Below are 20,589 nucleotides of genomic sequence, written 5' to 3'. Positions count from 1 at the left end.
TTTCACGGCATAATGCTTCTCCTAGGGTAAATACGGAACGTCTGTGCAATCTTCTGTGTTGTAGGATGACGTATGAATAGCTGGCGCAGCAGGCGTACATCGCCATAAGGATCGATGCAATGGAACAATCTCCGCTCTACATTCGCGTTCACCCCAATGACAATGTCGCGATCGTCGTCAACGACGGCGGCCTGGGTGAGGGCGCGGTATTTCCCGATGGCCTGGCGCTGCGCGAGCGCGTGCCGCAAGGGCACAAGGTCGCGCTGGCGGATCTGGCCGAGGGCGACGAGGTCATCCGCTACAACGTGGTGATCGGCTATGCGCTCAAGGCGCTGCCCAAGGGCAGCTGGATCAACGAACATGTGATCCGCATGCCGAGCCCGCCGGGACTCGAGGATCTGCCGATCGCCACGATCAAGGCGCCGGAGATGCCGCCGCTCGAGGGCTACACGTTCGAGGGCTACCGCAACGCGGACGGCTCGGTTGGCTCGCGCAACATTCTCGCCATCACGACCACGGTGCAATGCGTCGCCGATGTGGTCCAGCACGCGGTCACCCGCATCAAGGCCGAACTGCTGCCTAACTATCCGAACGTCGACGACGTGGTGAGCCTCGGCCACACCTACGGTTGCGGCGTTGCGATCGACGCACCCGACGCGATGGTGCCGATCCGCACCGTGCGCAACATCAGCCTTAATCCGAATTTCGGCGGCGAGGTGATGATGGTCAGCCTCGGTTGCGAGAAGCTGCAGCCTGAGCGCCTGATGCCGCCCGGCACGATTCCGATCGCCGCGGCCGCGAATGTGGCCGAAGTCGCGGACATCGGCGATATCGAGGCCGATCTGAACGGCGACGTCGTCGTACTGCAAGACGAATCGCACGTCGGCTTCCAGTCGATGATCGAGTCGATCATGCGAATGGCCGATGGTCATCTGAAGCGTTTGAACAATCGCCGCCGCGAGACTTGCCCCGCGTCCGATCTCGTGATCGGCGTGCAATGCGGCGGCAGCGACGCGTTCTCCGGCCTCACCGCGAATCCCGCGGTGGGCTACGCGACCGACTTGCTGGTGCGTGCCGGCGCCACGGTCATGTTCTCCGAAGTCACCGAAGTGCGCGACGGCGTCGATCAATTGACGGCGCGCGCGGCCAACCCGGAGGTCGCCGCGGCGATCATCCGCGAGATGCAGTGGTACGACGATTATCTGAAGCGCGGCGGCGCCGATCGCAGCGCCAACACCACGCCTGGCAACAAGAAGGGCGGCTTGTCGAACATCGTCGAAAAGGCGATGGGGTCGATCATCAAGTCGGGCAATTCGGCGATTTCCGGCGTGTTGTCGCCGGGCGAGAAGGTTCGCCAGAAAGGCCTGATTTACGCGGCCACGCCGGCTAGCGACTTCATCTGCGGTACGCTGCAAGTCGCGGCGGGTATCAACCTGCACGTTTTCACCACCGGCCGCGGCACGCCGTATAGCCTCGCCGAAGTGCCCGTCATCAAGGTCGCGACGCGCTCGGATCTGGCGCGCCGCTGGCACGACCTGATGGACATCAACGCCGGCACCATCGCGACCGGCGCGGCGACCATCGAAGAGGTGGGCTGGGAACTGTTCCGTCTGATGCTCGACGTCGCCAGCGGGCGCAAGGAGACCTGCGCTGAAAAGCTCAAGCTCCACAATGCGTTGACGCTGTTCAATCCGGCGCCGGTGACCTGATGGGCCGGCTGGCTGCCTTGCCTGATCCGATCGCACTCACACCACTATAGAAACATGACTGACTCGAACCTTGACCGCGGCGCGGCACAGAAACCCTTTCGCCGCCTGCTGCTCACCGGCGCGGCGGGCAACCTCGGCAAGCAGTTGCGCGGCGCGCTCGCCACGTGGGCCGATATCGTGCGCGTCACGGATATCGCTCCGCTTGGCGACGTGGCGGCGCATGAGGAAGCTTCGACCGTCGACCTCGCGGACGAAGCCGCGGTCCACGCGCTGCTCGAAGGCGTGGACGCGGTGATTCACCTCGGCGGCATTTCCGTCGAGGCGCCGTTCGAAGATCTGATCGAAGCGAATATCCGTGGCCTGTACAACCTCTATTCGGCTGCGCAGAAGCAGGGCGTGAAGCGCATCGTGTATGCGAGCTCGAATCATGCGGTGGGTTTTCATCCGGTGACGGAGGTGGTCGATATCGATGCGCCGCTGCGTCCCGACAGCCTGTACGGCGTGACGAAATGCTTTGGTGAATCGTTGTCGCGTTACTACTTCGATCGCTTCGGTCTGGAGACCGTGTGTCTGCGGATCGGTTCGTCGTTCGAGCAGCCGAAGAATCCGCGCATGCTCGTGACCTTTCTGAGCTATCGCGACTTCATCGAGCTGGTGCGCTGCTCGCTGTTCACCAACCGCGTGGGTCACGCGATCGTCTACGGCGTGTCGGATAACCGGACCAAGTGGGTGGACAACACGAAGGCCGCGTTCCTTGGTTTTCGTCCGCAAGACAGTTCGGTCGAATTCGAGCATCTCTTTCCGGTCACGGCACCGACCGCCGAACTCGACGATCCGACGCAGCGTTTCCAGGGCGGCCCGTTTGTGCTCGCCGGTCCGATGGAGCCGAAACGGTGAGCGCCGCGGCGAACCCGCGAGTGGAGCGAGTCGAGGCAGCGGGGCAGGCGCCGGCCTCAGTCGGTGAAAGTCCTGTGTGGCGCGTCGCGGAGCAAGCCCTGTATTGGGTGGATATTCCGGCGCAAAAGATCGTGCGGTTGCGGATCGATTCGGGCGAGCGCTCTGAATGGTTGCTGCCGGAGAAAGTCGCATGCATCGCGTTCGATCATCGCGGCACGGTGCTGGCCGGCTGCGAGACTGGGCTCTTTGCGGTCACGCTGACCGCGCCCTCGGCGAACGGCGAACCCGTGCAGGTGACAGGGCGCAAGCTCGCCGCCCCGGATTTCGCTTGCGACGACATGCGTTTCAACGACGGCCGCTGCGACCGGCAAGGACGCTTCTGGGCCGGCACGATGGTGCAGGACATGGCGGCGGCCAAGCCGGCCGGTGCGCTCTATCGTTTCGATGCGCGCGGCGTGCTGTCCGCGCCGGTCGTCGACGCGCTCATTACGCAGAACGGCCTCGCGTGGTCGCCGGACGGCACGACCATGTATCTGTCGGACTCGCATCCGTTGCGCAGGCAGATCTGGGCCTTCGATTACGACGTCGAGACTGGCGAGCCGCGCAACCGTCGCGTGTTCGCTGATCTGAACAACCATGCGGGCCGTCCGGACGGCGCCGCGGTGGACGCCGACGGCTGCTACTGGATCTGCGCGAACGACGCAGGCCTGTTGCTGCGCTTCACGCCCGAAGGCAAGCTGGACCGGCAGATCGCCGTGCCGGCCATCAAGCCGGCCATGTGTGCCTTCGGTGGCCGCGATCTGGACACGCTGTTCGTCACTTCGATTCGTCCCGCAGCGAACGCGAGCGAGCACGACGGCCATCTGTTCGCCGTGCGTCCTGGCGTGACCGGACTGCCCGAGCCGGAGTTCGCCGGCGAGCTGTAAGCAAAGCCCGCATGAGAAGGGCGCCGGGCATGTCGTCATGCTCCGGCGCCCTTTGTTTGTCTGCTCGATATTCATAGGTCGTCGTACAACATTGTGGTGTAAAGACTACGGTCTCGTCACATTTCGCTACGAAAAACCGCGTCTCCGGGGCATGCCGGTTTTACCCCGGGAGCGCCGCGCCAGTTGGCGTAGGGACTCGCCGTGCGATGCATCGGCCATCCGTGCCGGATGCCTTCGCGGTGCGGGTAAATACCGTCTGTACAACTCAAACTTCGTTTTATAGACTTCATATGTCGTCGTACAACGTATAAGCCCAAACGAATTCCTTTCTGTGAATTTTCAAGTTTTCGGTATGAACGAGGCGGCGTCGACGCGCGCGACTACTCGCACGCGCGACGCAAGCCGATGCAGTTGAAGCAAAAGTAAAAGAGTCGAGTTGTCTGACAGGAGTGCTGAGCATCTGCGCCGGGGACGTTGCACAGACCAGCATGGCAAAGCGCTCGTGACCGCAAGCGGTGGCGAGCGTCGAGCCGGGAGACGCAGCAAACCATGTCGCATCCGCGGGCGGCCACCGCAAGCGGGCCCTCCGCAATCGATTGGATGGTCAATTTTTCAAGGAATTTCACGATGAATAAGAAGTTTGCCTCTTCCCGTGTTTCGATGATCGTCGCAGCCTCGCTGCTGGCCTTCAGCACCGTGTCGGCACAAGCGCGTGTGTTCCGCGTGTCCGACGTGCACGGCGACACCTATCCGACCAACATGGCCGTGAAATACATGGGGGAACAGATCAACAAGGCAACCGGCGGCAAGGATTCCGTGAAGGTCTTCGGCAATAGCGCGCTGGGTTCCGAAAACGACACGATCGATCAGGTGCGCATCGGCGCATTGGACATGGCGCGCGCCAACGGTGCCGCTTTCAACGAGATCGTGCCCGAATCGATGATCCCGTCGCTGCCGTTCCTGTTCCGCGACATCGACCATTTCCGCAAAGTGATGTACGGCCCGGAAGGCCAGAAGATTCTCGACGCATTCAAGGCGAAGGGCATGATCGCGCTGACGTTCTACGAGAGCGGCGCGCGTTCCATCTACACCAAGAAGCCGATTCACACGCCGGCTGACATGAAGGGCCTCAAGGTTCGCGTCCAACCGTCCGATCTGATGGTCGACGAAATCCGCGCAATGGGCGGCACGCCCACGCCGATGCCGTTCGCCGAGGTCTATACGGGCCTGAAGACGGGTCTGGTGGATGCCGCTGAGAACAACCTGCCGTCGTACGAAGAGACCAAGCACTTCGAAGTCGCGCCGGTCTACTCCGAAACCCAGCATTCGATGACGCCGGAAGTGCTGGTGTTCTCGAAGAAAGTGTGGGACACGCTGACGCCGCAAGAACAGGACATCATCAAGAAGGCTGCCGCCGACTCGGTGCCGTACTACCAGAAGCTGTGGACGGCGCGTGAAGCCGACGCGGGCAAGACGGTCACGAAGGGCGGTGCGACCATCGTCGCCTCGACGCAGATCGATCGCGCCGCGTTCGTCAAGGCCATGCAGCCGGTCTGGGCGAAGTACGAAAAGACCCCGCAAATGAAGCAGCTCGTCGACGAGATTCAGGCAGTCAAATAAGGTTCGCCTGAACGGAGGCACAGTTGCGGCGCACAGAGCCTGCGAGAAGATTCGCGGGCTCTGCCGCTGCGTGCTTCCTGAATCGATAAGTCGAACAGGATTGCTGACTATTAAAGACAGGTCGGTCGTATGCAAGGATGGGTTCAATGAGATTCATGAAACGCCCAAATGATTTTCTGTTCCGCGCGCTGGTTATCCTGGCGTCGGTGAGTCTCGCCGTGCTGAGCCTGCTGGTGATCTACAGCGTCGTGATGCGCTACGTTTTCAGCGATGCGCCGGATTTCGTCGAGCCCATCGCGCTTTTGCTGGTGATCGTGATCGCCATGTTCGGCGCCGCGCTCAAAGTGCGTGAGGGCGGTCATATCGGGCTCGATTCGCTCGTCAAGAAATTGCCGCCGAAAGGGCAACTCATCGCCACGGCGTTTCAGCATATTTGCCTGATCGCGTTTGCGGTGATGGTTTTCTTCGGGTGTCTGCAGATGGTGGAGGCCACCGCCGAAGACCGGATTCCAATTATCGGCTTGCCTGAATCGTTGCGTTACTGCATTCCGGTTATTGCCAGCGTCTGCATTGCAATGTTCTCGATTGAGAACCTGCTCGCGCTTTTCGCACAGAAACAAAACTAGAGCAATCATGGAACTTGCCATCCTCTCCGTTAGTTTTCTTGTTTTTCTCCTTCTCGGCGTTCCTGTTTCCTTCGGGCTCGGGCTCTCGTGTGTCCTGACTTATCTGTACGAAGGCTTGCCGGCGGCCACCGCCATGCAGTCGATGATTTCGGGCATCAACGGCTTCTCGTTTCTCGCGGTGCCGTTCTTCATTCTGTCCGGTGAGCTGATGCTGCACGGTGGCATCGCGGACCGCATTCTGCGTTTCGCGCAAGCCACGGTCGGGCATTTCCGCGGCGGCCTCGGTATGGCCAACGTGGTCGCCTGCACACTGTTCGGCGGGGTCTCCGGTTCGCCCTCGGCGGATACGTCGGCCATGGGCGGCGTGGTCATTCCGTTGATGAAGCGTGAAGGTTATAGCGCGGCCTATGCGGTCAACGTGACGACGCACTCGTCGCTGGCGGGCGCGCTGATGCCGACGTCGACCAATATGATCATTTATGCATTCGCGGCCCAGGGCATCACGGGCACGTTGAACGGACACCCGATGAGCGGTGTGTCGATCGGCGATCTGTTGTTTTCCGGTCTGCTGCCGGTGTTGTGGGTGATGGGTTTCGTGCTGATCGCCGCATACTGGCAAGCGGTCAAGTACGGTTATCCGCGTCGTGCCGATGGGTCGACGGAACTGCAAAAATTCCCGGGTTGGTACGCCGTGGCCCGCACGTTCCTTGGCGCGTTGCCCGGCTTGATGGTGATTGCGATCATTCTGGTTTGCGTGGCAAAAGGCATTGCCACGGCGACGGAAGCCGCCGCTATCGCAGTGTTTTATTCGCTGGTGCTGACGATCGTCGTGTATCGCTCGATGACGATGAAGAAGCTGTTCCACGCATTGTCCAAGGCGGCCAAAACCACCGGCGTGGTGCTGCTGCTGATCGGCGTGTCGAACATGCTGCGTTACCAGATGGCCTATCTGGAGATTCCGGATGCGATCGAACACATGCTCGACGGCGCGACCAGCCTGCCGTGGCTGATGCTGCTGTACATCAACCTGATCCAGATTTTCCTCGGCACGTTCGTCGATATGGCGGCGCACATCCTGATCACCACGCCGCTGTTCCTGCCGATGGCGATGCACGCCGGCGTCGGTCCCGTGCAGTTCGGGATCATGATCCTGCTGAATTGCGCATTGGGTCTGGTGCACCCGCCAATCGGCTCGGTGCAGTTTATCGGGTGCGCGATCGGCAATGTGTCGATTGGTGAAACTACCAAGGTGGCGTGGCCTTATTACCTGGCTATCTTCAGCGCGATCAACATCGTGACTTACGTACCGATGTTCTCGACATGGTTGCCTAGCCTGATCAATGGTCATCCGGTATTTTGAAATCCTTAATTAATGCCGGAGCATTCGAAAAATATCCACACTCCGCGGCCCTCGAAGGGTGCCGTGATCAAAGAATAATCTTTTAAAGAGGAGCAGAAATGAAAAAGGCATTGGCAACTTCGGCGCTTGGCTTGGTCGCCCTCGGCGCGCACGCTCAGAGCAGCGTGACGCTGTACGGGATCGTCGATACGGGGATCGGCTATCAGAGTAGCCAAACGTCGCTCGGTTCGACCAGCGGCGGCCGTTCGGTCGTGAAGATGGTCAACGGCATCTGGGCCGGCAGCCGTTTCGGCCTGAAAGGCGCCGAGGACCTGGGTGGCGGCACGAAGGCGATCTTCCAGTTGGAAGAGGGCTTTAACAGCGCAACTGGCGCGCAGTCGGTTTCCGGTCTCGCGTTCAACCGCCAGGCTTACGTCGGTGTGGCGAATGCCAGCTACGGTACGTTCACCGCAGGCCGCCAATATACGTCGTACTACACGCTGCTCTCGCCGTACAGCCCGACCACCTGGCTGACGGGCGCATACGGCGCACACCCGGGCGATATCGACTCCCTGGATACGCTGTACCGCGTCAATAACTCGCTGGTGTACACGTCGCCGAACTTCTATGGGCTGACGGCTAGCGGCTCGTATGCGCTGGGCGGCGTGCCGGGCAGCTTCAACGCCGGTTCGACGTGGAGCGCGGCCTTGCAGTACCTGAATGGTCCGTTCGGCATTGCGGCGGGCTTCCAGCGCATCAACAACTCGACGCCTGGCGGCGGCGCATGGGGCGCTGACTCCACGACGTCGAACAACGGCGCCCAGGCGGGTGTGTCGGGCATCAACAACGGCTATCAGCGCGCCCAGGCACAGCAGCGCGTGGCGGTAACGGGCGGCTATGCGTTCACTCCGCAGTGGGACGTGTCGTTCTCGTACTCGAACGTGCAATACGTTCCGGGTATCAACTCGCCGTTCCACACCACCGCGATCTTCAACACCGGCGGTGCCGTGCTGCACTTCAAGCCTTTGACGGCACTGGACCTGGCTGCGGGCTACAGCTATACGCGTGCTACCAAAGCGAACGGCATCACGAGCTCGGCTAGCTACCAGCAGTTCAACCTCTCGCAGTACTACAGCCTCTCCAAGCGCACCGGTCTGTATGCGCTCGAGGCGTATCAACGCGCAGGCGGTCAGACCCTGGGCACGAACGGCGTGAGCATCATCAACGCGACGGCCGATATCGGCGACGGCCAGAACAGCGCGCCGTCCTCGTCACGCAGCCAGTTTGCTGCCGGTGTGGGCATCATCCACAAGTTCTGATGGCGTAACTTCGTGGCGGTGTGTTGTTACGCCGCCACGGCGATGCGTTAAATACGCTTCGCTGAGCATCACAAGCTGCGCGCGCAACGCGCGCAGCTCAAGGTGAGAACCCTTGGTGACGCGGATTTGAAGCGCCAGTGCACGGCCAGCGTCGTCAAGCATACCGCACGCTTCACCCTCAGGCGTCGGACCACAAACGCCCGGCCGTTGCCCAGTTTTCGCGTTTCACGTCGGTCAGAATGATATCCACCGAATTCGGTTCGACCCCGAGCGATTCGCAAGTCGCCTTGGTAATGGCTTCGACGAACTGGCGTTTCTGTTCCACCGAGCGGCCTTCGAAGAGTTCGATATGAAACGTGGGCATGGTGTGACTCCGTTAAGAACGAGATTGGAATTGAATTGAACGTGGCGCGAATTCAATCGCGATAGCTGGCGTCGAGGCGGTCGAGTTTGCGCAGCAAGGCAGGCCATTCGAGCACGCCTTCAATGGCGCCGCCATCGTACAGTTGTTCCGCCGTGCGTGCGGCGACTGCATCGCTCGGCACGACGAGTTCCGCGCCGCATGCTTGCGCCTGCAACTGGATCTCGCAGGCCTTGAGCAGCGTTGCCATCAGCACGTAGGCTTCGGCGACCGTGCGGCCGGTGGTCAGTGTGCCGTGATTGCGCAACAGCATGGCGGGCTTGTCGCCGAGATGCGCGACGAGTCGCTCGCCTTCCGCCGGCGTGAACGCGAGGCCTTCGTAATCGTGGTACGCGAGTTGGCCGTAAAAGCGCAGCGCGTGTTGCGAGGCGGGCAGCAAGCCGGCCGGTTGCGCGGAAACGGCCACGCCCGCCGTATTGTGCAGATGCATCACGCAGAAGGCATCGGCGCGTGCGGCGTGGACCGCTGCGTGCAGTGCGAAGCCGGTCGCATTCACCGCATGTTCGCTCGTGCCGACGATGTTGCCCGCAATATCGATTTTCACGAGATTCGCTGCGCGCACTTCATCGAAGGCGAGGCCGAATGGGTTGATCAGGAAGTGGCCGGGTTCGTCCGGAACGCTCGCCGAGATATGCGTATAGATCAGATCGTCCCAGCCGTTGAGCGCCGCGAGCCGGTAGGCCGCGGCCAGGTCGACGCGGGTCTGCCGCTCGGCATCGGACAATGGCCCCGCCTCGGCGACGCGGCTGGCAGGGCTGTGAGTGAACGACATGTCTGTCTCCTGAAGTTGCATGATCGCCGAAACGTGTGGTGCGGGCTTGTGACGAAACCCGGCGGCGCAACTAGCTCGCGAGGCTGGCCTGGACCGGCGTCGTCGCGGCGCGTGCGGCGTCCACAGGTTGCGCGGGTTCGGCGGCCGCCGCGCTCACGCCGTGGACCAAGCGTTGCCTGAGCCACTGCACGCTCCAGGTCGCGAGGACGAAGGGCGCCGTCATAACCGGCCAGCCCAAGTGCGCCGCCGACGCTTGCAGCACGACCGACACGGCCACGCCGCCGAGCATCGTGACGAGGCCGCAGTCGGCCAGCGCAAGCGCGGTCAGCGCGCCGTTGAATCCTAACAGGCCCGCGTCGAACGAGGTTATCGTTGCGCCGAGCAGTAGATGCGCAGCGCTGGCGAATCCGGCGCCGATCAGCGCCCACAGCGCATGCCTGCGCGACGCCGCCGCAATCCCGACCAACACCAGCAATCCGGGCAACGCGTCCGACGCAAAGCCTGTTTGCGCGAACCCGGCGAGCAGTCCGCTGCCCACTTGCGTCGCGCTCAGCGCGTGCGCCGGGGGCACGCTGGCGAATGGGGCATTGACCGTGACCATCGGCAGCCAAAGCCACGTGACGATCAGGCACGGGCTCGAAAAGAAGCAGAGTCCGCGCGCCCGCAGCCAGCGCGACCACGGCTCCACGAACCACGCCGTGCACGTGGCGGCGAGAATCGCCACCGCGCCCGCTGTCGCATTGTCGGCGATGAAGTTGAAGGCGGCGAGTCCCGCCAACGCGCCGTTGAAACCGTGCAATCCGGCGCGCGTATCGTCCTCGCGATAACCGGCCAATACCGCGCTCACATTGGCCGCGACCGCGCCCATCAGTGCCGCGCAAGCGAGGCGCGGGTCGTAGAGCAGCCAGGCGGCGAGCAGGCACGCGCCGGTGAAGGCGTTCGGTTGCAGCACGATCTGGCCGAGGCTGCGCAGCAGCGTGCGCAAGGCGGCGGATTGAGCTTCGGTCGCGGCGGCGTGCATGATGGGAAGGCGGGGTGATTTCGATGATGCGCAATTCCGCCGCGCGAGCGTCGGGCGCGCGCCGGTCGGATGACTGCGAACCGCGAGCATAGGCCAGTCAGGCCGCGCCGGGCATCGCTGCGCGTTGATAGTGGCTATTTGCGACACACGCCCGCGATGTCCAGGAGTCGGCGAGTCGAAAGCATTCGCGCTACGATATGAACCCGGCGGAACCCGGCGGAACCCGGCAGAACCCGGCAGAACCCGGCTGCGCCGCCTCACGAGGAGACAGGCACATGCGTGAATTACGGTGGGCATCGGAAGAGGGCGAAGGCATCGAACATCTGGCGTTCGATGCGCACGAGGACGGCTTTGCGGTGGAAAGCGTCGTGGTCGGGCAGCGCTACGGCAAGCCGTATGGGCTGCACTACAAGGTGCGCTGCGACGCGCAATGGCGCACGCGCTATGCGTGGCTGAAGATCGTCGGCGGCGGCGAGCTGGAGTTGCATGGCGACGGTGCCGGCCATTGGCACGATGGGCACGGCCTCGCGCTGAGCGCGATCGAAGGCTGCATCGACATCGATATCGCCGCTACGCCGTTCACCAACACGCTGCCGATCCGCCGCTTGCAACTGGCCGAAGGCGAGCGTCAGCCGATTTCGGTGGCGTATATTTCGACGCCTGATTTGCAGGTCACGCGCGTCGAACAGGCGTATTCGTGCATCGAGTTGCATCGCGAGTATCGCTACGAGGGCATCTTCCGCAACTTCGCGGCGGACATGAAGGTGGACGAAGACGGTCTCGTGATCGACTATCCGACGCTGTTCACACGCCTGCCCCGCGAGCGTTGAGCGTCGGCGCTGCGCAGCCGCCGCAATCCGTGCGGTGCCGCTCTACGAAGCGTTCGATGCTCGCCGCGATCCGGTCGGGTTCGCGCAACACGACCCAATGGCCCGCATCGATCTCGGTGCGCTCATATGCGCCCAGCCAGCACTCCAGTCCGAGCGAGAGCGGCGGCCCGACGTAGCGGTCACGCAGCGGCACGATGAATTGCACCGGCGCGTGCGCATGACGCGCGCGTGGGCGCAGCAGCTTGTCGATGAAATTGGCGCGGTAGAGGTTCAGACCATTGATCGCGTTGCGCATCTGCGCCGGATCGGGCGCGGGGCGCACGCGTTTCGTCACACGCAGCCACAGCGGCCACAGGCGTGCGCCGCCCGCGCGCCACATCAGTTCCGGCAGCCACGGCAAATGAAAGAAAAAGATGTACCAGGACTTGAGCGTTTGCCGAACGCTACTGCCGAATGGGGGCTTCGTTATGGGATGTGCGGTTTGAGTGTCGTCGTCGCCGTCACCCTCGCTCTCGCCGCGCAAGCCGAAAGACGCGTGATCGAGACTCGGCCCCGAAATCGACGTGTACGAAACAATGCGGCCTTTGAACGCCGGGTCGGTCACCGCTTCCCAACTCTGAATCGAGCCCCAGTCGTGCCCGACCAGATGAAACGGCCGCGCGCCGCAGGCCGCGGTCCTGATAGGCGCGCACGTTGCGCACGGTGGTGTCGGTGACGCGCGCGAGTTCGTCGACGGTGTATTCGTTGCGCGGCGTGGTACCGGCCGGGTCGTGCGAGTCGGCGGCCAAGGGCGGGACAGGAGGCGGCGTGTTGGGCATGGGAGGGATTCTAACGAGGCGGCGCGCGCGGCTACCAGCGCGTCGCCCGATGCAGGCCCAAGATGGAAATTTGCATGTGGATTCGCTTGTATTTCCGGTCTCGCGCTTGGGCTACTCACTGTCTGCATATGGCAACCGAATCGCACTACGTAAGCGCGGCGGTTGCCGTTTGCCTGTGCCCTCGAAGGACTGGCCGGTCACCTGCACCGCGGTACTGCGCAACTCGCGCTGAGTCGAATATAAGACACGGCGCTTCAGTCGCGCCCTGACGTCACGTCGTCCGGCATGCTCGAGTCACCCTTGCCGAGCGTTCGCTGCATCAACGTCGTGTCGAGCCACCGGCCGTGTTTGAAGCCCACCGCCTTCAAGGTGCCTGTCAATTCGAATCCCAATTGCGTATGCAGTGACAATGAACCGCCGCTGCCGCCATCCGCGATCACGGCGACCATCTGGCGCCACGGTCCGGTTTCGCAGCGTTCGATCAGCGCCTGGAGCAGCACGCGCCCGAGACCTCGGCCGCGATAGGCGTCGTTCACATAGATCGAATCTTCGATGGTGTTGCGATACGCGGCGCGCGGCCGGTAAGGCGTGGCGTAGCAATAGCCGGCGACTTCTCCGTCGATCTCGGCCACCATGTACGGCAGCCCGTGGCTGCGTACCGACGCGAGCCGCGTGCGCAGGTCGTCGACGGAGGGAGGTATCTCTTCGAACGAGGCGACGCCGGTCAGCACGTGGTGCGCGTAGATCGCCTGAATCGCGGGAAGATCGGCTTCGATGGCGTCGCGGATCAGCGGGGCGGTTGCGTTCGCTGATCCGGAGGTGCCGGGCGCGGGATGGGTGGTGCTCATACAGGTTCCTGTCGTGGCGAAAAATCGGCGGATACGTTTTACTATGCCCGCCGCGCGCGCGAATTTGAAGCGAGTCAAAAATCACCACGACGTATGGCGGGTATTTCGCTTTAGCCCATGCGCGTGTCAGCAAGCTTTAGCGAAGACGACGCACGCTCACGGCCACCCGCCTGGCACCGCTCAGCTATGCGAGTACGTATCCGGCTGCGTCACATGCCCACGATGATGCCGATGATACTTCGCCTTATGTTTCGGCTTGGCCTCGGATACCGGCGCATGCTGTTCGGCGGATTGTTGCGAAGCCGGCGCCTGTTGGGCCTGCGCGCGAGGCGCGGGAGCGGGCTGCGCATGACCGGACGGCAGCGAGCTTTGGCCTTCGCCGAAACGGAAGGTTTGCGAGGTCTGGGCGTACGCGCCGACAGACAGCGTCAGGGCTGCAACCGCCAGGCAAATTGAAAACTTCATGGATCCTCCTTCTGAACGAGCCGGTGAGGATACCCGTTTTCCTGGCAGCCGATCGATCACATCAGGCGCAGCGGCCCGCTTGCGCTGTTGTCGATCAACGGCAACGCGCGCGAACCCGGCAACTCGTAGTGCCACCATTCGCTCTTGATGTGCGTGAAGCCCGCGCCATGCATCACACCTAGCAACAGCATGCGATTGCGTTGCACCTCTAGCCTCAAGCCCGGATGAAAGTGCTCCGATTCGATCGTCATCGCGTCGAAGCCGGTGCCCATGTCGAGTTCCTCGCCGTGTGCGTCGAGCAATGTCAGGTCGAGCGCTGTCCCGCGGCTATGGTTCGAGCCGCGCGTCAGGTCCGCCACGTAAGTCGGGTCGGGCAGAAAATCCCACAGTAGTTGCTGCGCTTGCGGCGGCCGGTACGCATCGAAAATGCGCAACGTCGTGCCGATCTGACTCGCCAGTTCGACCGCACGGCGCAATGCCGCTTCTGCCGGTTCGAGCAGTAGACAATGTGCAGTCTTGTAGATCGGTTTGCCGGTGAGATTGCGCGCGGTGGCGTAGACGAGGTCGATGTCGACGCCATGTGTGGCGGACGTGATTTCGATGAGTCGATGGTCGGTCATGAGGCGAAGGACGTGGCGTGCATCAGAGGTCGTCGAACTGATCGAATTCGCTTTGCAGTTCCCGGTTGCGCGCGACACGTTCGTCGATACGCGGCCCGAGTCTTTCCACAATCGCCGAAATCAGCAGATTGAAAAGACACGTAAGCGGCGCGAGCGAATCCCAGAATTGGCCGACGTCGGTTTTCACCTGCAGCAGATCGCCATCGAATTCGCGCGCCCACGGACAATAGATGTCGGTGATGAGCGCGAAGGGCAGGCTGCGGCGCGTCGCGGCTTCGCAATAGCGGCGCGCGACCTTTGAGTAAGCGCGCGTGTCGGTGACGATCAGATAAGGTGATTCGAATCCGGAGTTCAGCGAATCGACGTACGAGCCCGACATGCCGTCAGAATAGAACACGCGTGGGCGGATGTATTCGAGGTAGCTGTAAAACGCGTTGCTGATGCCGCGCGTGGACTGAATGCCGAGAATGTAGACGGCGTCCGCGTTCGAGATGCGCTCGGCTACGCGCGCGAACACAGGCGACTGCGCGAGTTGATAGACATGCTGGATCGCGCTGGTTTCGAGTTCGAGCGAACGGGCGAGCGCGGGGTTGGGCTCGGCAGGCGAACTCGCGTCCGGCGTGGTTTCGTCGTGTTGGCCGGCAGCGCGGCGGAACGCGTCGAGCCGGTCCGTGATCAGCCACGGACGCTCCTGAGCGCCGCGCAGTTCGCGCTTCAGGTCGTCGAGATTCTGATAGCCGACGCTGCGCAGGAACCGGCCGACCGAAATGCCGCTCGTGCCGGCTTGCTGGGCAATCTGATCGGCGGTTTCGAGGCCGAGCCGGTCGAGGTTGGCCAGCATGTAGCTGGCGACGCGCTTGGAGGTGGGCGTGAGTTCGGCAAAGCGGGCTTCGACGGTTTGAGCAAAAGCGGTCGGCATCGTAGTCGCGGCGCTGGGCAGTGGTTAGTCGATCATGGGAATGATGACATATTCAACTGGCCATCCGCGCCGCGCGGGCTCGAATGTCGATGAGACGCATGCTAGTCGGATACCAACCGAAAGCAAGACGAAAGCTTAATGCGAGCCAGCCGCAGTCGAGACGCGCCTCAGATGGCCGGTCGCGCCGACGCCGGTGCCCGCGAGAAGTGCCGCGCACCCGCCACGCAGCCCACCACGACCACGGAGACCACAATCATCGCCAGCGGCACCTGTTCGTGCAGCAGCAGCCCCGCAAGCAGCAGGCCGAAGAACGGCTGCAGCAACTGCAACTGCCCGACGCCCGCGATGCCGCCGAGCGCGAGGCCGCGATACCAGAACACAAAGCCGATCAGCATGCTGAAGAGCGACACATAGGCGAGGCCCCAGAGCGACGCGTGACTGACACCGTCGAATGATGCCGGCCGCGTCCACACCGCGAGCGGCAGCATGAGCGGCAGCGACAGCACGAGTGCCCACGAAATCACCTGCCAGCCGCCGAGGTGGCGCGACAGTCGCGCGCCTTCGGCATAACCGAGCCCGCATGCGACGATGGCGGCCAGCATCAGCGCGTCGCCGATCGGTGAGGCATCGAGCCCGTGACGCAAGGCAAACGCCACCACCGCGCCGCTACCGAGCGCCGAGAACAGCCAGAACGCCGGTTGCGGACGCTCGCCGCCACGCAGCACGCCGAAGATCGCGGTGGCGAGCGGCAGCAGGCCGACGAACACGATGGCATGCGCCGCGCTCACGTGGCGCAGCGCCAGCGCCGTCAGCAGCGGAAAGCCGACCACCACGCCAAGTGCGACGATCAGCAGTGGAATCAGCTCGCGGCGGGACGGCCGCGCCTGGCGAAATACGAGCAGGAGCAGCAGACCGAGCGTACCGGCGATCGTCGCGCGGGCGACCGTGACGAATAGCGGGTCGAGGCCTTGCACGGCGACGCGCGTGGCCGGCAGCGAGCCGCTGAAGATCAACACCCCGATGAAGCCGCTCAGCCAGCCGTTTGTCGTTTTGTCCATTGGGAAGGTCCGCGTGCGTGGGGAACGAGACTCATAGCATCCGCTATCTGGGCAGGGACGGTAAGGTACGGATCGGTGCAAATCGTCCAAACTGTACCGAGGAATGGGGCGGTACAGCGGTCACATGGCTGGCGATGTGTTGGTCACAGCAACCGGCTCGTGGCAAGGCGAAACAGGCCCACGCCTAAAGTCCCGCCAGGAATCCAACCTGGTAAGAGCCTGTTTCGAATGCTATAACTCAGCGAGTTTGTCCACATGAAGCATCAGGGAAAGGACAAGACACATGCTGAAAACGCTTGGAACGAGGCTTGGTTTTGCCGTGCTGCTGTACCGGGCGTTTGCTCCGTCTGCAGTGGCGTCATGCACCGGTACTGCCCCGCCCAGCGGGACAACTGTGGCATGTACGGGAGCCGGCATCCCTGCAGTGGCTGCCCAGACGGGCAGCACGGGCGTAACGATCAATGTCGACTCGACCGCCGTCGGCAATTTTGCGCGGGCTGCGCAGCCGGTGGCGCTGAGCGTCGACACCGGCAGCGCGATCACGAGCAGCGGCAATCTTTCGCTCACCGGTGGCGGCGGTAGTGGGGGCGCGCGCGGGGCGGTGCTGCTCGGCGTGAGCAGCGCAAACCTGCTCACCAATGCGTCAGCGGGCGTGATCAGCACAACCGGCGCGTTCAACGACGGCATGGCCGCGAACGGCAGCAACAACACGCTGACCAACAACGGTTCGATTACCACCAGCGGCCCCAACGCCTATGGCATATCCGCGGCGTGGGGGCAGACCAATCTCGGACAGGCCGGCAACATGATCGTGAATACCGGCACGGTGTCCACCTCCGGCAGCAATGCCCGGGCTGCGTCGATACTCGGCGGAAGCGGCACCGTCAACAACAGCGGCCAGTTGTCCACGACCGGCGCGGCGGGGCAGACCGTCTACATGCAAGGGAACGCCGATCACCTGATCAACACGGGGACGATTACCGCGAGCGGCGTGACGGCCGGCGGTACTTCGGCTGACGCGGTGTTCTCCAACACCGCAGGCTCGAATTTCACGGCGCTGATCGAGAACCGCGCGGGCGGCCAGATCATCAGTCAGAACGGCTCCGGTATCCGCACGCTGAACGGCAATTCGACGATCATCAACGCGGGGCTCGTGCAAAGCGGTATCGGCACGGCCATTACGATGGGCAATGGCAACGACTCGCTGATCCTGCAAAGCGGCTCGGTCATCAACGGGAGTGCGAACGGCGGCGCCGGCTCCAACACGGTGACCTTGCAAGGGAGCGGGACGGCATCGAACGCATTCACGAACTTCCAGACCTTGCTCATGCAGGGCACGCTGTGGAACTGGACCGGCACCGGCACTTTCACGCTCGCTCACGTGCAGACCGGCACACTGAACCTCACCGGGACACTCGGCACATCGGCGGCGGCGCTCGTCGATGCCGGCTCGACGCTGCAAGCTAATGCGCAGACTCTGCCGCAGAACGTCACGGACAATGGACTGGTCCGCTTTGCGCAAGACAGCGCGGGCACTTATGGCGGTCTGATCTCGGGCACCGGCTCGGTCGAAAAGGCCGGGGCAGGAACATTGACGCTTGCGCCGGCCGCAGCGAGCGGCAACAGCTATTCGGGCGGCACCGTGCTGACTGAAGGGACGCTGTCGGCGTCGGCGGACAGCGCGCTTGGCGCGGCGAGCGGCGGCGTGACATTCAACGGCGGCACGCTGCAACTTGGCAGCAGCTTCAACCTCGCCGCGACGCGGGCCATCACGATTGCGGCCGGCGGCGGCACCATCGACACGCAAGACTTCCAGTCGACGATTACGCAGAACATCTCAGGAGCGGGCGCGTTGAACAAGGTTGGCACCGGCATGCTGATTCTCGACGGCGCGAACTCGTATGCCGGTGGCACGACCGTCAGCGCGGGCACGTTGGTAGTAGGCGATGCCGCGAGCCCGGGAGCCGCGCTCGGTAGCGGCGGCGCGACGACAGTCGCGTCCGGTGCGACGCTCGGCGGCTACGGCAGCGTAACCGGCGACGTCACGAACAATGGCACGATCAGTGTCGCCAACGCGCTCGCACAGTTCGACGATCAGCCTAACGGCGCATTCACCATCAATGGCCAGTTGGTGAACGCCGGTCTCGCGCAAATCGGCAACGCCCGAAGCGTCGGCAACACGCTGACGGTCAGCAACTACGTCGGCCAGAACGGCACGATCGCGCTGGGCGCCGTGCTTGCCGGCGACAACTCGGCATCCGACAAACTCGTCGTCAACGGCGGCAAGGCAACGGGTTCGTCGACGTTGCAGGTCACTAATGCCGGAGGCGCAGGCGCGCCGACGCTCGCTGACGGCATTCAGGTCGTGCAGGCAGCGAACGGCGCGAGGACGGACCTATCCGCGTTCAGACTGTCCGGCGGCGTGGTCGCGGCCGGTGCGTATGACTATTACCTCGCTAAAGGCGGCGTCACGAACGGCACGTCGGAGAGCTGGTATTTGCGCAATACGGTGCCTCCCGCGCCGAGTACGACGACGGGAACGCCAACGGGAACGCCCCCGACCGGAACACCCCCGACCGGAACACCAGGCGGAACGCCGACGGACACGCCAACCGGTACGCCGCCAGGGACACCAGCAAGCATCCAACCGAACCTTCCAATCGCCGCAGCCGGCACGCCGCCGCTTCCAAGCCTGTCGCCGAACGCCGCACCCATGCCCTTATACCGCCCCGAAGTCGCGATCTATGCCGAGGTCCCAAGTGTCGCGCGTCAGCTCGGCATTCTGCAGGTCGACAACTTTCACGACCGCCAGGGCGAGCAGTCGTTGCTCTCCGAAAACGGCACGTTGCCCGCTGCATGGGGCCGCGTGTGGGGCGGCCATAGCACGCTGAGTCAGAGCGGCGATGTGAATCCTGAATTCGACGGCTCCGTGGTCGGCGTGCAGGCCGGCCACGACATTTACGCCGACACCACGGCAAGCGGCCAACGCAACCATTTCGGCTTCTTTATCGGCTTCGCGCGCGCAACGGGCGACGTCAGCGGTCTGGCTGACGCCACGCCGAACGCCGACGTCGGGCATCTCGCGATCAACGCATACAGCCTCGGCGGATACTGGACGCACGTCGGCGCCGGCGGCTGGTACACCGACGCGGTCGTGATGGGCAGCTCGCTGGTGGTCGATCCCTCGTCACGCAACGGCATCGCGACGACGACGCACGGCAATGCGGTGACCGGCTCGCTCGAAGGCGGCCTGCCACTCTCCATCGGCTACGGCCTGACGCTCGAACCGCAGGCGCAACTGATCTGGCAGCATCTGTCGATCAACGATCTGAACGACGGCATCTCGACGGTGACGTTCAACAACGGCAATACCTTCGTCGGCCGTTTCGGCGTGCGGCTCGCGGGTCACTACGATGTCGAGCACACGACTTTGCAACCCTACTTGCGCCTGAGCGTATTGCGTTCGTTCGGCAGCGACGACAAGGCGACCTTCGCCGGCGTGACGCCGATCGTGACGACGGTGGGCCAAACCGCCGGGCAGATCGGCGCGGGAGTCGTGGCGAAGCTTACGAAGCAGGGCAGCGCGTTCGCCACCGTCAGTTACGTCACGAATCTTGGTGGCGAACATCAACGGACGATCATCGGCAACGCGGGCGTTCGTTGGGCGTGGTGAGGTCCACGCTTTGCGTGGGACCAGAGTAAGCGCCAAAGCGCTAACTCTGATCGACCGCTTTGCGTGGGACCAGAGTAAGCGCTAAAGCGCTAACTCTGATCGACCGCTTTGCGTGGGACCAGAGTAAGCGCTAAAGCGCTAACTCTGATCGACACAGGAGACGAACATGAGCAAACTGACCGCCAAGATCAAGCACGAATTTATGGAGATGCTTCCGCCGACGATCTATTTCTTCGTCATCCTGCATATTGTCGCGATCATGCGCGCGCTGATCAACCGAGGCTACGACGTCACGCTGCCAACGTCGGTCTCCGTGACCATCGCCGCGTTGATTCTCGGCAAGTCGGTGTTGATCGCCAACATGCTGCCGTTCATCAACCGTTTTCCCCGGAAACCGTTGATCTGGAATATCGGCTGGAAGACGGCGATTTATACGCTGGTGGCCTTGATCGTGCACTACCTGGAGCATCTCTATGAATACTGGAAAGAGGCGCCGAGTCTCGCCGCCGCCAACCAGAAGCTGCTCGCCGATCTGAACTGGCCGCATTTCTGGGCCATCCAGATCTTGCTGGTGACGCTGGTCGCCAGCTATTGCGTGGTCGCCGAACTGGTCCGCGTGATCGGCCGTGACAAGTTCATCGCGATGTTCTTCGGCCCAATGCCGCCGAAGCCGGCTGGTCAGGCTGCCGGCTAGTTCAGTTGTCGCCG

18 protein-coding genes and 2 pseudogenes are annotated in these 20,589 nt (G+C 63.0%); 10 read left to right on the top strand and 10 right to left on the bottom strand.

The annotated features are described in order from the left end of the window. Positions 1-119 precede the first annotated feature (119 nt). The 7 genes from garD to ACQKRQ_RS36495 all read left to right on the top strand — a co-directional run bounded on the left by garD (position 120) and on the right by ACQKRQ_RS36495 (position 8,436). Positions 120-1,709, top strand: coding sequence for a galactarate dehydratase (gene garD / locus ACQKRQ_RS36525; protein ID WP_427482483.1), 1,590 nt, complete (start codon positions 120-122; stop codon positions 1,707-1,709). A gap of 54 nt (positions 1,710-1,763) precedes the next feature. Beyond that, entirely contained in the window at positions 1,764-2,606 is an 843-nt protein-coding gene (locus ACQKRQ_RS36520) for an NAD-dependent epimerase/dehydratase family protein (protein ID WP_427482481.1), read from the top strand. Continuing rightward, on the top strand, positions 2,603-3,532 hold the full coding sequence (locus ACQKRQ_RS36515; RefSeq protein ID WP_427482479.1) for an SMP-30/gluconolactonase/LRE family protein: 930 nt from the start codon (positions 2,603-2,605) through the stop codon (positions 3,530-3,532). Before ACQKRQ_RS36520 ends, ACQKRQ_RS36515 begins: the two co-directional genes overlap by 4 nt. Positions 3,533-4,159: 627 nt before the next feature. Then, complete coding sequence (locus ACQKRQ_RS36510; protein ID WP_132382856.1) at positions 4,160-5,152, top strand: TRAP transporter substrate-binding protein; 993 nt, start codon at positions 4,160-4,162, stop codon at positions 5,150-5,152. A gap of 146 nt (positions 5,153-5,298) precedes the next feature. Further along, positions 5,299-5,778: a TRAP transporter small permease gene (locus ACQKRQ_RS36505; protein WP_132382858.1), complete on the top strand. Its 480-nt coding sequence runs from the start codon at positions 5,299-5,301 to the stop codon at positions 5,776-5,778. 7 nt (positions 5,779-5,785) lie between these two features. After that, positions 5,786-7,138 carry a TRAP transporter large permease gene (locus ACQKRQ_RS36500; protein WP_095420608.1) on the top strand — a complete coding sequence of 451 codons (1,353 nt, stop codon included), beginning with the start codon at positions 5,786-5,788 and terminating at the stop codon, positions 7,136-7,138. Between the two features lie 98 nt (positions 7,139-7,236). Further along, positions 7,237-8,436 (top strand): porin, encoded by a 1,200-nt coding sequence (locus tag ACQKRQ_RS36495; RefSeq protein WP_132382860.1) that lies wholly within the window; start codon positions 7,237-7,239, stop codon positions 8,434-8,436. A gap of 178 nt (positions 8,437-8,614) precedes the next feature. Here the strand turns inward: ACQKRQ_RS36495 and ACQKRQ_RS36490 are convergent, their stop codons facing one another. The 3 genes from ACQKRQ_RS36490 to ACQKRQ_RS36480 all read right to left on the bottom strand — a co-directional run bounded on the left by ACQKRQ_RS36490 (position 8,615) and on the right by ACQKRQ_RS36480 (position 10,650). Beyond that, on the bottom strand, positions 8,615-8,800 hold the full coding sequence (locus ACQKRQ_RS36490) for a 4-oxalocrotonate tautomerase (protein WP_106280598.1): 186 nt from the start codon (positions 8,798-8,800) through the stop codon (positions 8,615-8,617). 52 nt (positions 8,801-8,852) lie between these two features. Further along, positions 8,853-9,629, bottom strand: a complete 777-nt coding sequence (locus ACQKRQ_RS36485) for a class II aldolase/adducin family protein (RefSeq protein WP_427482476.1) — start codon at positions 9,627-9,629, stop codon at positions 8,853-8,855. A 70-nt stretch (positions 9,630-9,699) separates the two neighbouring features. Further along, positions 9,700-10,650 carry an urea transporter gene (locus ACQKRQ_RS36480; protein WP_427482474.1) on the bottom strand — a complete coding sequence of 317 codons (951 nt, stop codon included), beginning with the start codon at positions 10,648-10,650 and terminating at the stop codon, positions 9,700-9,702. Positions 10,651-10,925: 275 nt separating this feature from the next. On the opposite strand from ACQKRQ_RS36480, the gene ACQKRQ_RS36475 reads away from it, so the two are divergent. After that, the gene (locus ACQKRQ_RS36475; protein ID WP_132382866.1) at positions 10,926-11,480 is read left to right on the top strand and encodes a putative glycolipid-binding domain-containing protein; all 555 of its coding nucleotides are present in this window, start codon (positions 10,926-10,928) and stop codon (positions 11,478-11,480) included. On the opposite strand, the pseudogene ACQKRQ_RS36470 reads toward ACQKRQ_RS36475, so the two are convergent. The 7 genes and pseudogenes from ACQKRQ_RS36470 to ACQKRQ_RS36440 all read right to left on the bottom strand — a co-directional run. Further along, positions 11,455-12,153 (bottom strand): annotated as a pseudogene (locus tag ACQKRQ_RS36470) (alpha/beta fold hydrolase); the annotation flags it as partial. The gene ACQKRQ_RS36475 and the pseudogene ACQKRQ_RS36470 sit on opposite strands and share 26 nt — an antisense overlap. Then, positions 12,119-12,298, bottom strand: a pseudogene (locus ACQKRQ_RS36465) (MerR family transcriptional regulator); the annotation flags it as partial. The pseudogenes ACQKRQ_RS36465 and ACQKRQ_RS36470, both read right to left, overlap by 35 nt. Before the next feature lie 254 nt (positions 12,299-12,552). Beyond that, positions 12,553-13,146 carry an N-acetyltransferase family protein gene (locus tag ACQKRQ_RS36460; RefSeq protein WP_427482472.1) on the bottom strand — a complete coding sequence of 198 codons (594 nt, stop codon included), beginning with the start codon at positions 13,144-13,146 and terminating at the stop codon, positions 12,553-12,555. 180 nt (positions 13,147-13,326) lie between these two features. Then, positions 13,327-13,611: a hypothetical protein gene (locus ACQKRQ_RS36455; protein WP_408178412.1), complete on the bottom strand. Its 285-nt coding sequence runs from the start codon at positions 13,609-13,611 to the stop codon at positions 13,327-13,329. Positions 13,612-13,667: 56 nt separating this feature from the next. Then, positions 13,668-14,231 carry a D-alanyl-D-alanine dipeptidase gene (gene ddpX, locus ACQKRQ_RS36450; RefSeq protein ID WP_427482470.1) on the bottom strand — a complete coding sequence of 188 codons (564 nt, stop codon included), beginning with the start codon at positions 14,229-14,231 and terminating at the stop codon, positions 13,668-13,670. Between the two features lie 22 nt (positions 14,232-14,253). Then, positions 14,254-15,150, bottom strand: a complete 897-nt coding sequence (gene sapR / locus ACQKRQ_RS36445) for a sap1 transcriptional regulator SapR (protein WP_132382874.1) — start codon at positions 15,148-15,150, stop codon at positions 14,254-14,256. A 167-nt stretch (positions 15,151-15,317) separates the two neighbouring features. After that, positions 15,318-16,208 carry a DMT family transporter gene (locus ACQKRQ_RS36440; RefSeq protein WP_132382876.1) on the bottom strand — a complete coding sequence of 297 codons (891 nt, stop codon included), beginning with the start codon at positions 16,206-16,208 and terminating at the stop codon, positions 15,318-15,320. 283 nt (positions 16,209-16,491) lie between these two features. Between ACQKRQ_RS36440 and ACQKRQ_RS36435 the strand changes: the two genes are divergently transcribed. Both ACQKRQ_RS36435 and ACQKRQ_RS36430 read left to right on the top strand, forming a co-directional pair. Next, a complete protein-coding gene (locus ACQKRQ_RS36435) occupies positions 16,492-19,881 on the top strand; it encodes an autotransporter outer membrane beta-barrel domain-containing protein (protein ID WP_427482467.1) in 3,390 nt (1,129 codons plus the stop codon). 166 nt (positions 19,882-20,047) lie between these two features. Then, on the top strand, positions 20,048-20,575 hold the full coding sequence (locus ACQKRQ_RS36430; RefSeq protein WP_427482465.1) for a hypothetical protein: 528 nt from the start codon (positions 20,048-20,050) through the stop codon (positions 20,573-20,575). Positions 20,576-20,589 lie beyond the last annotated feature (14 nt).

The sequence above is a fragment of the Paraburkholderia sp. NPDC080076 genome (assembly GCF_050281145.1).
Lineage (GTDB): Bacteria > Pseudomonadota > Gammaproteobacteria > Burkholderiales > Burkholderiaceae > Paraburkholderia.
Note: the sequence above shows the minus strand (reverse complement) of the source record. Positions and strands in the feature narration are given on the sequence as shown.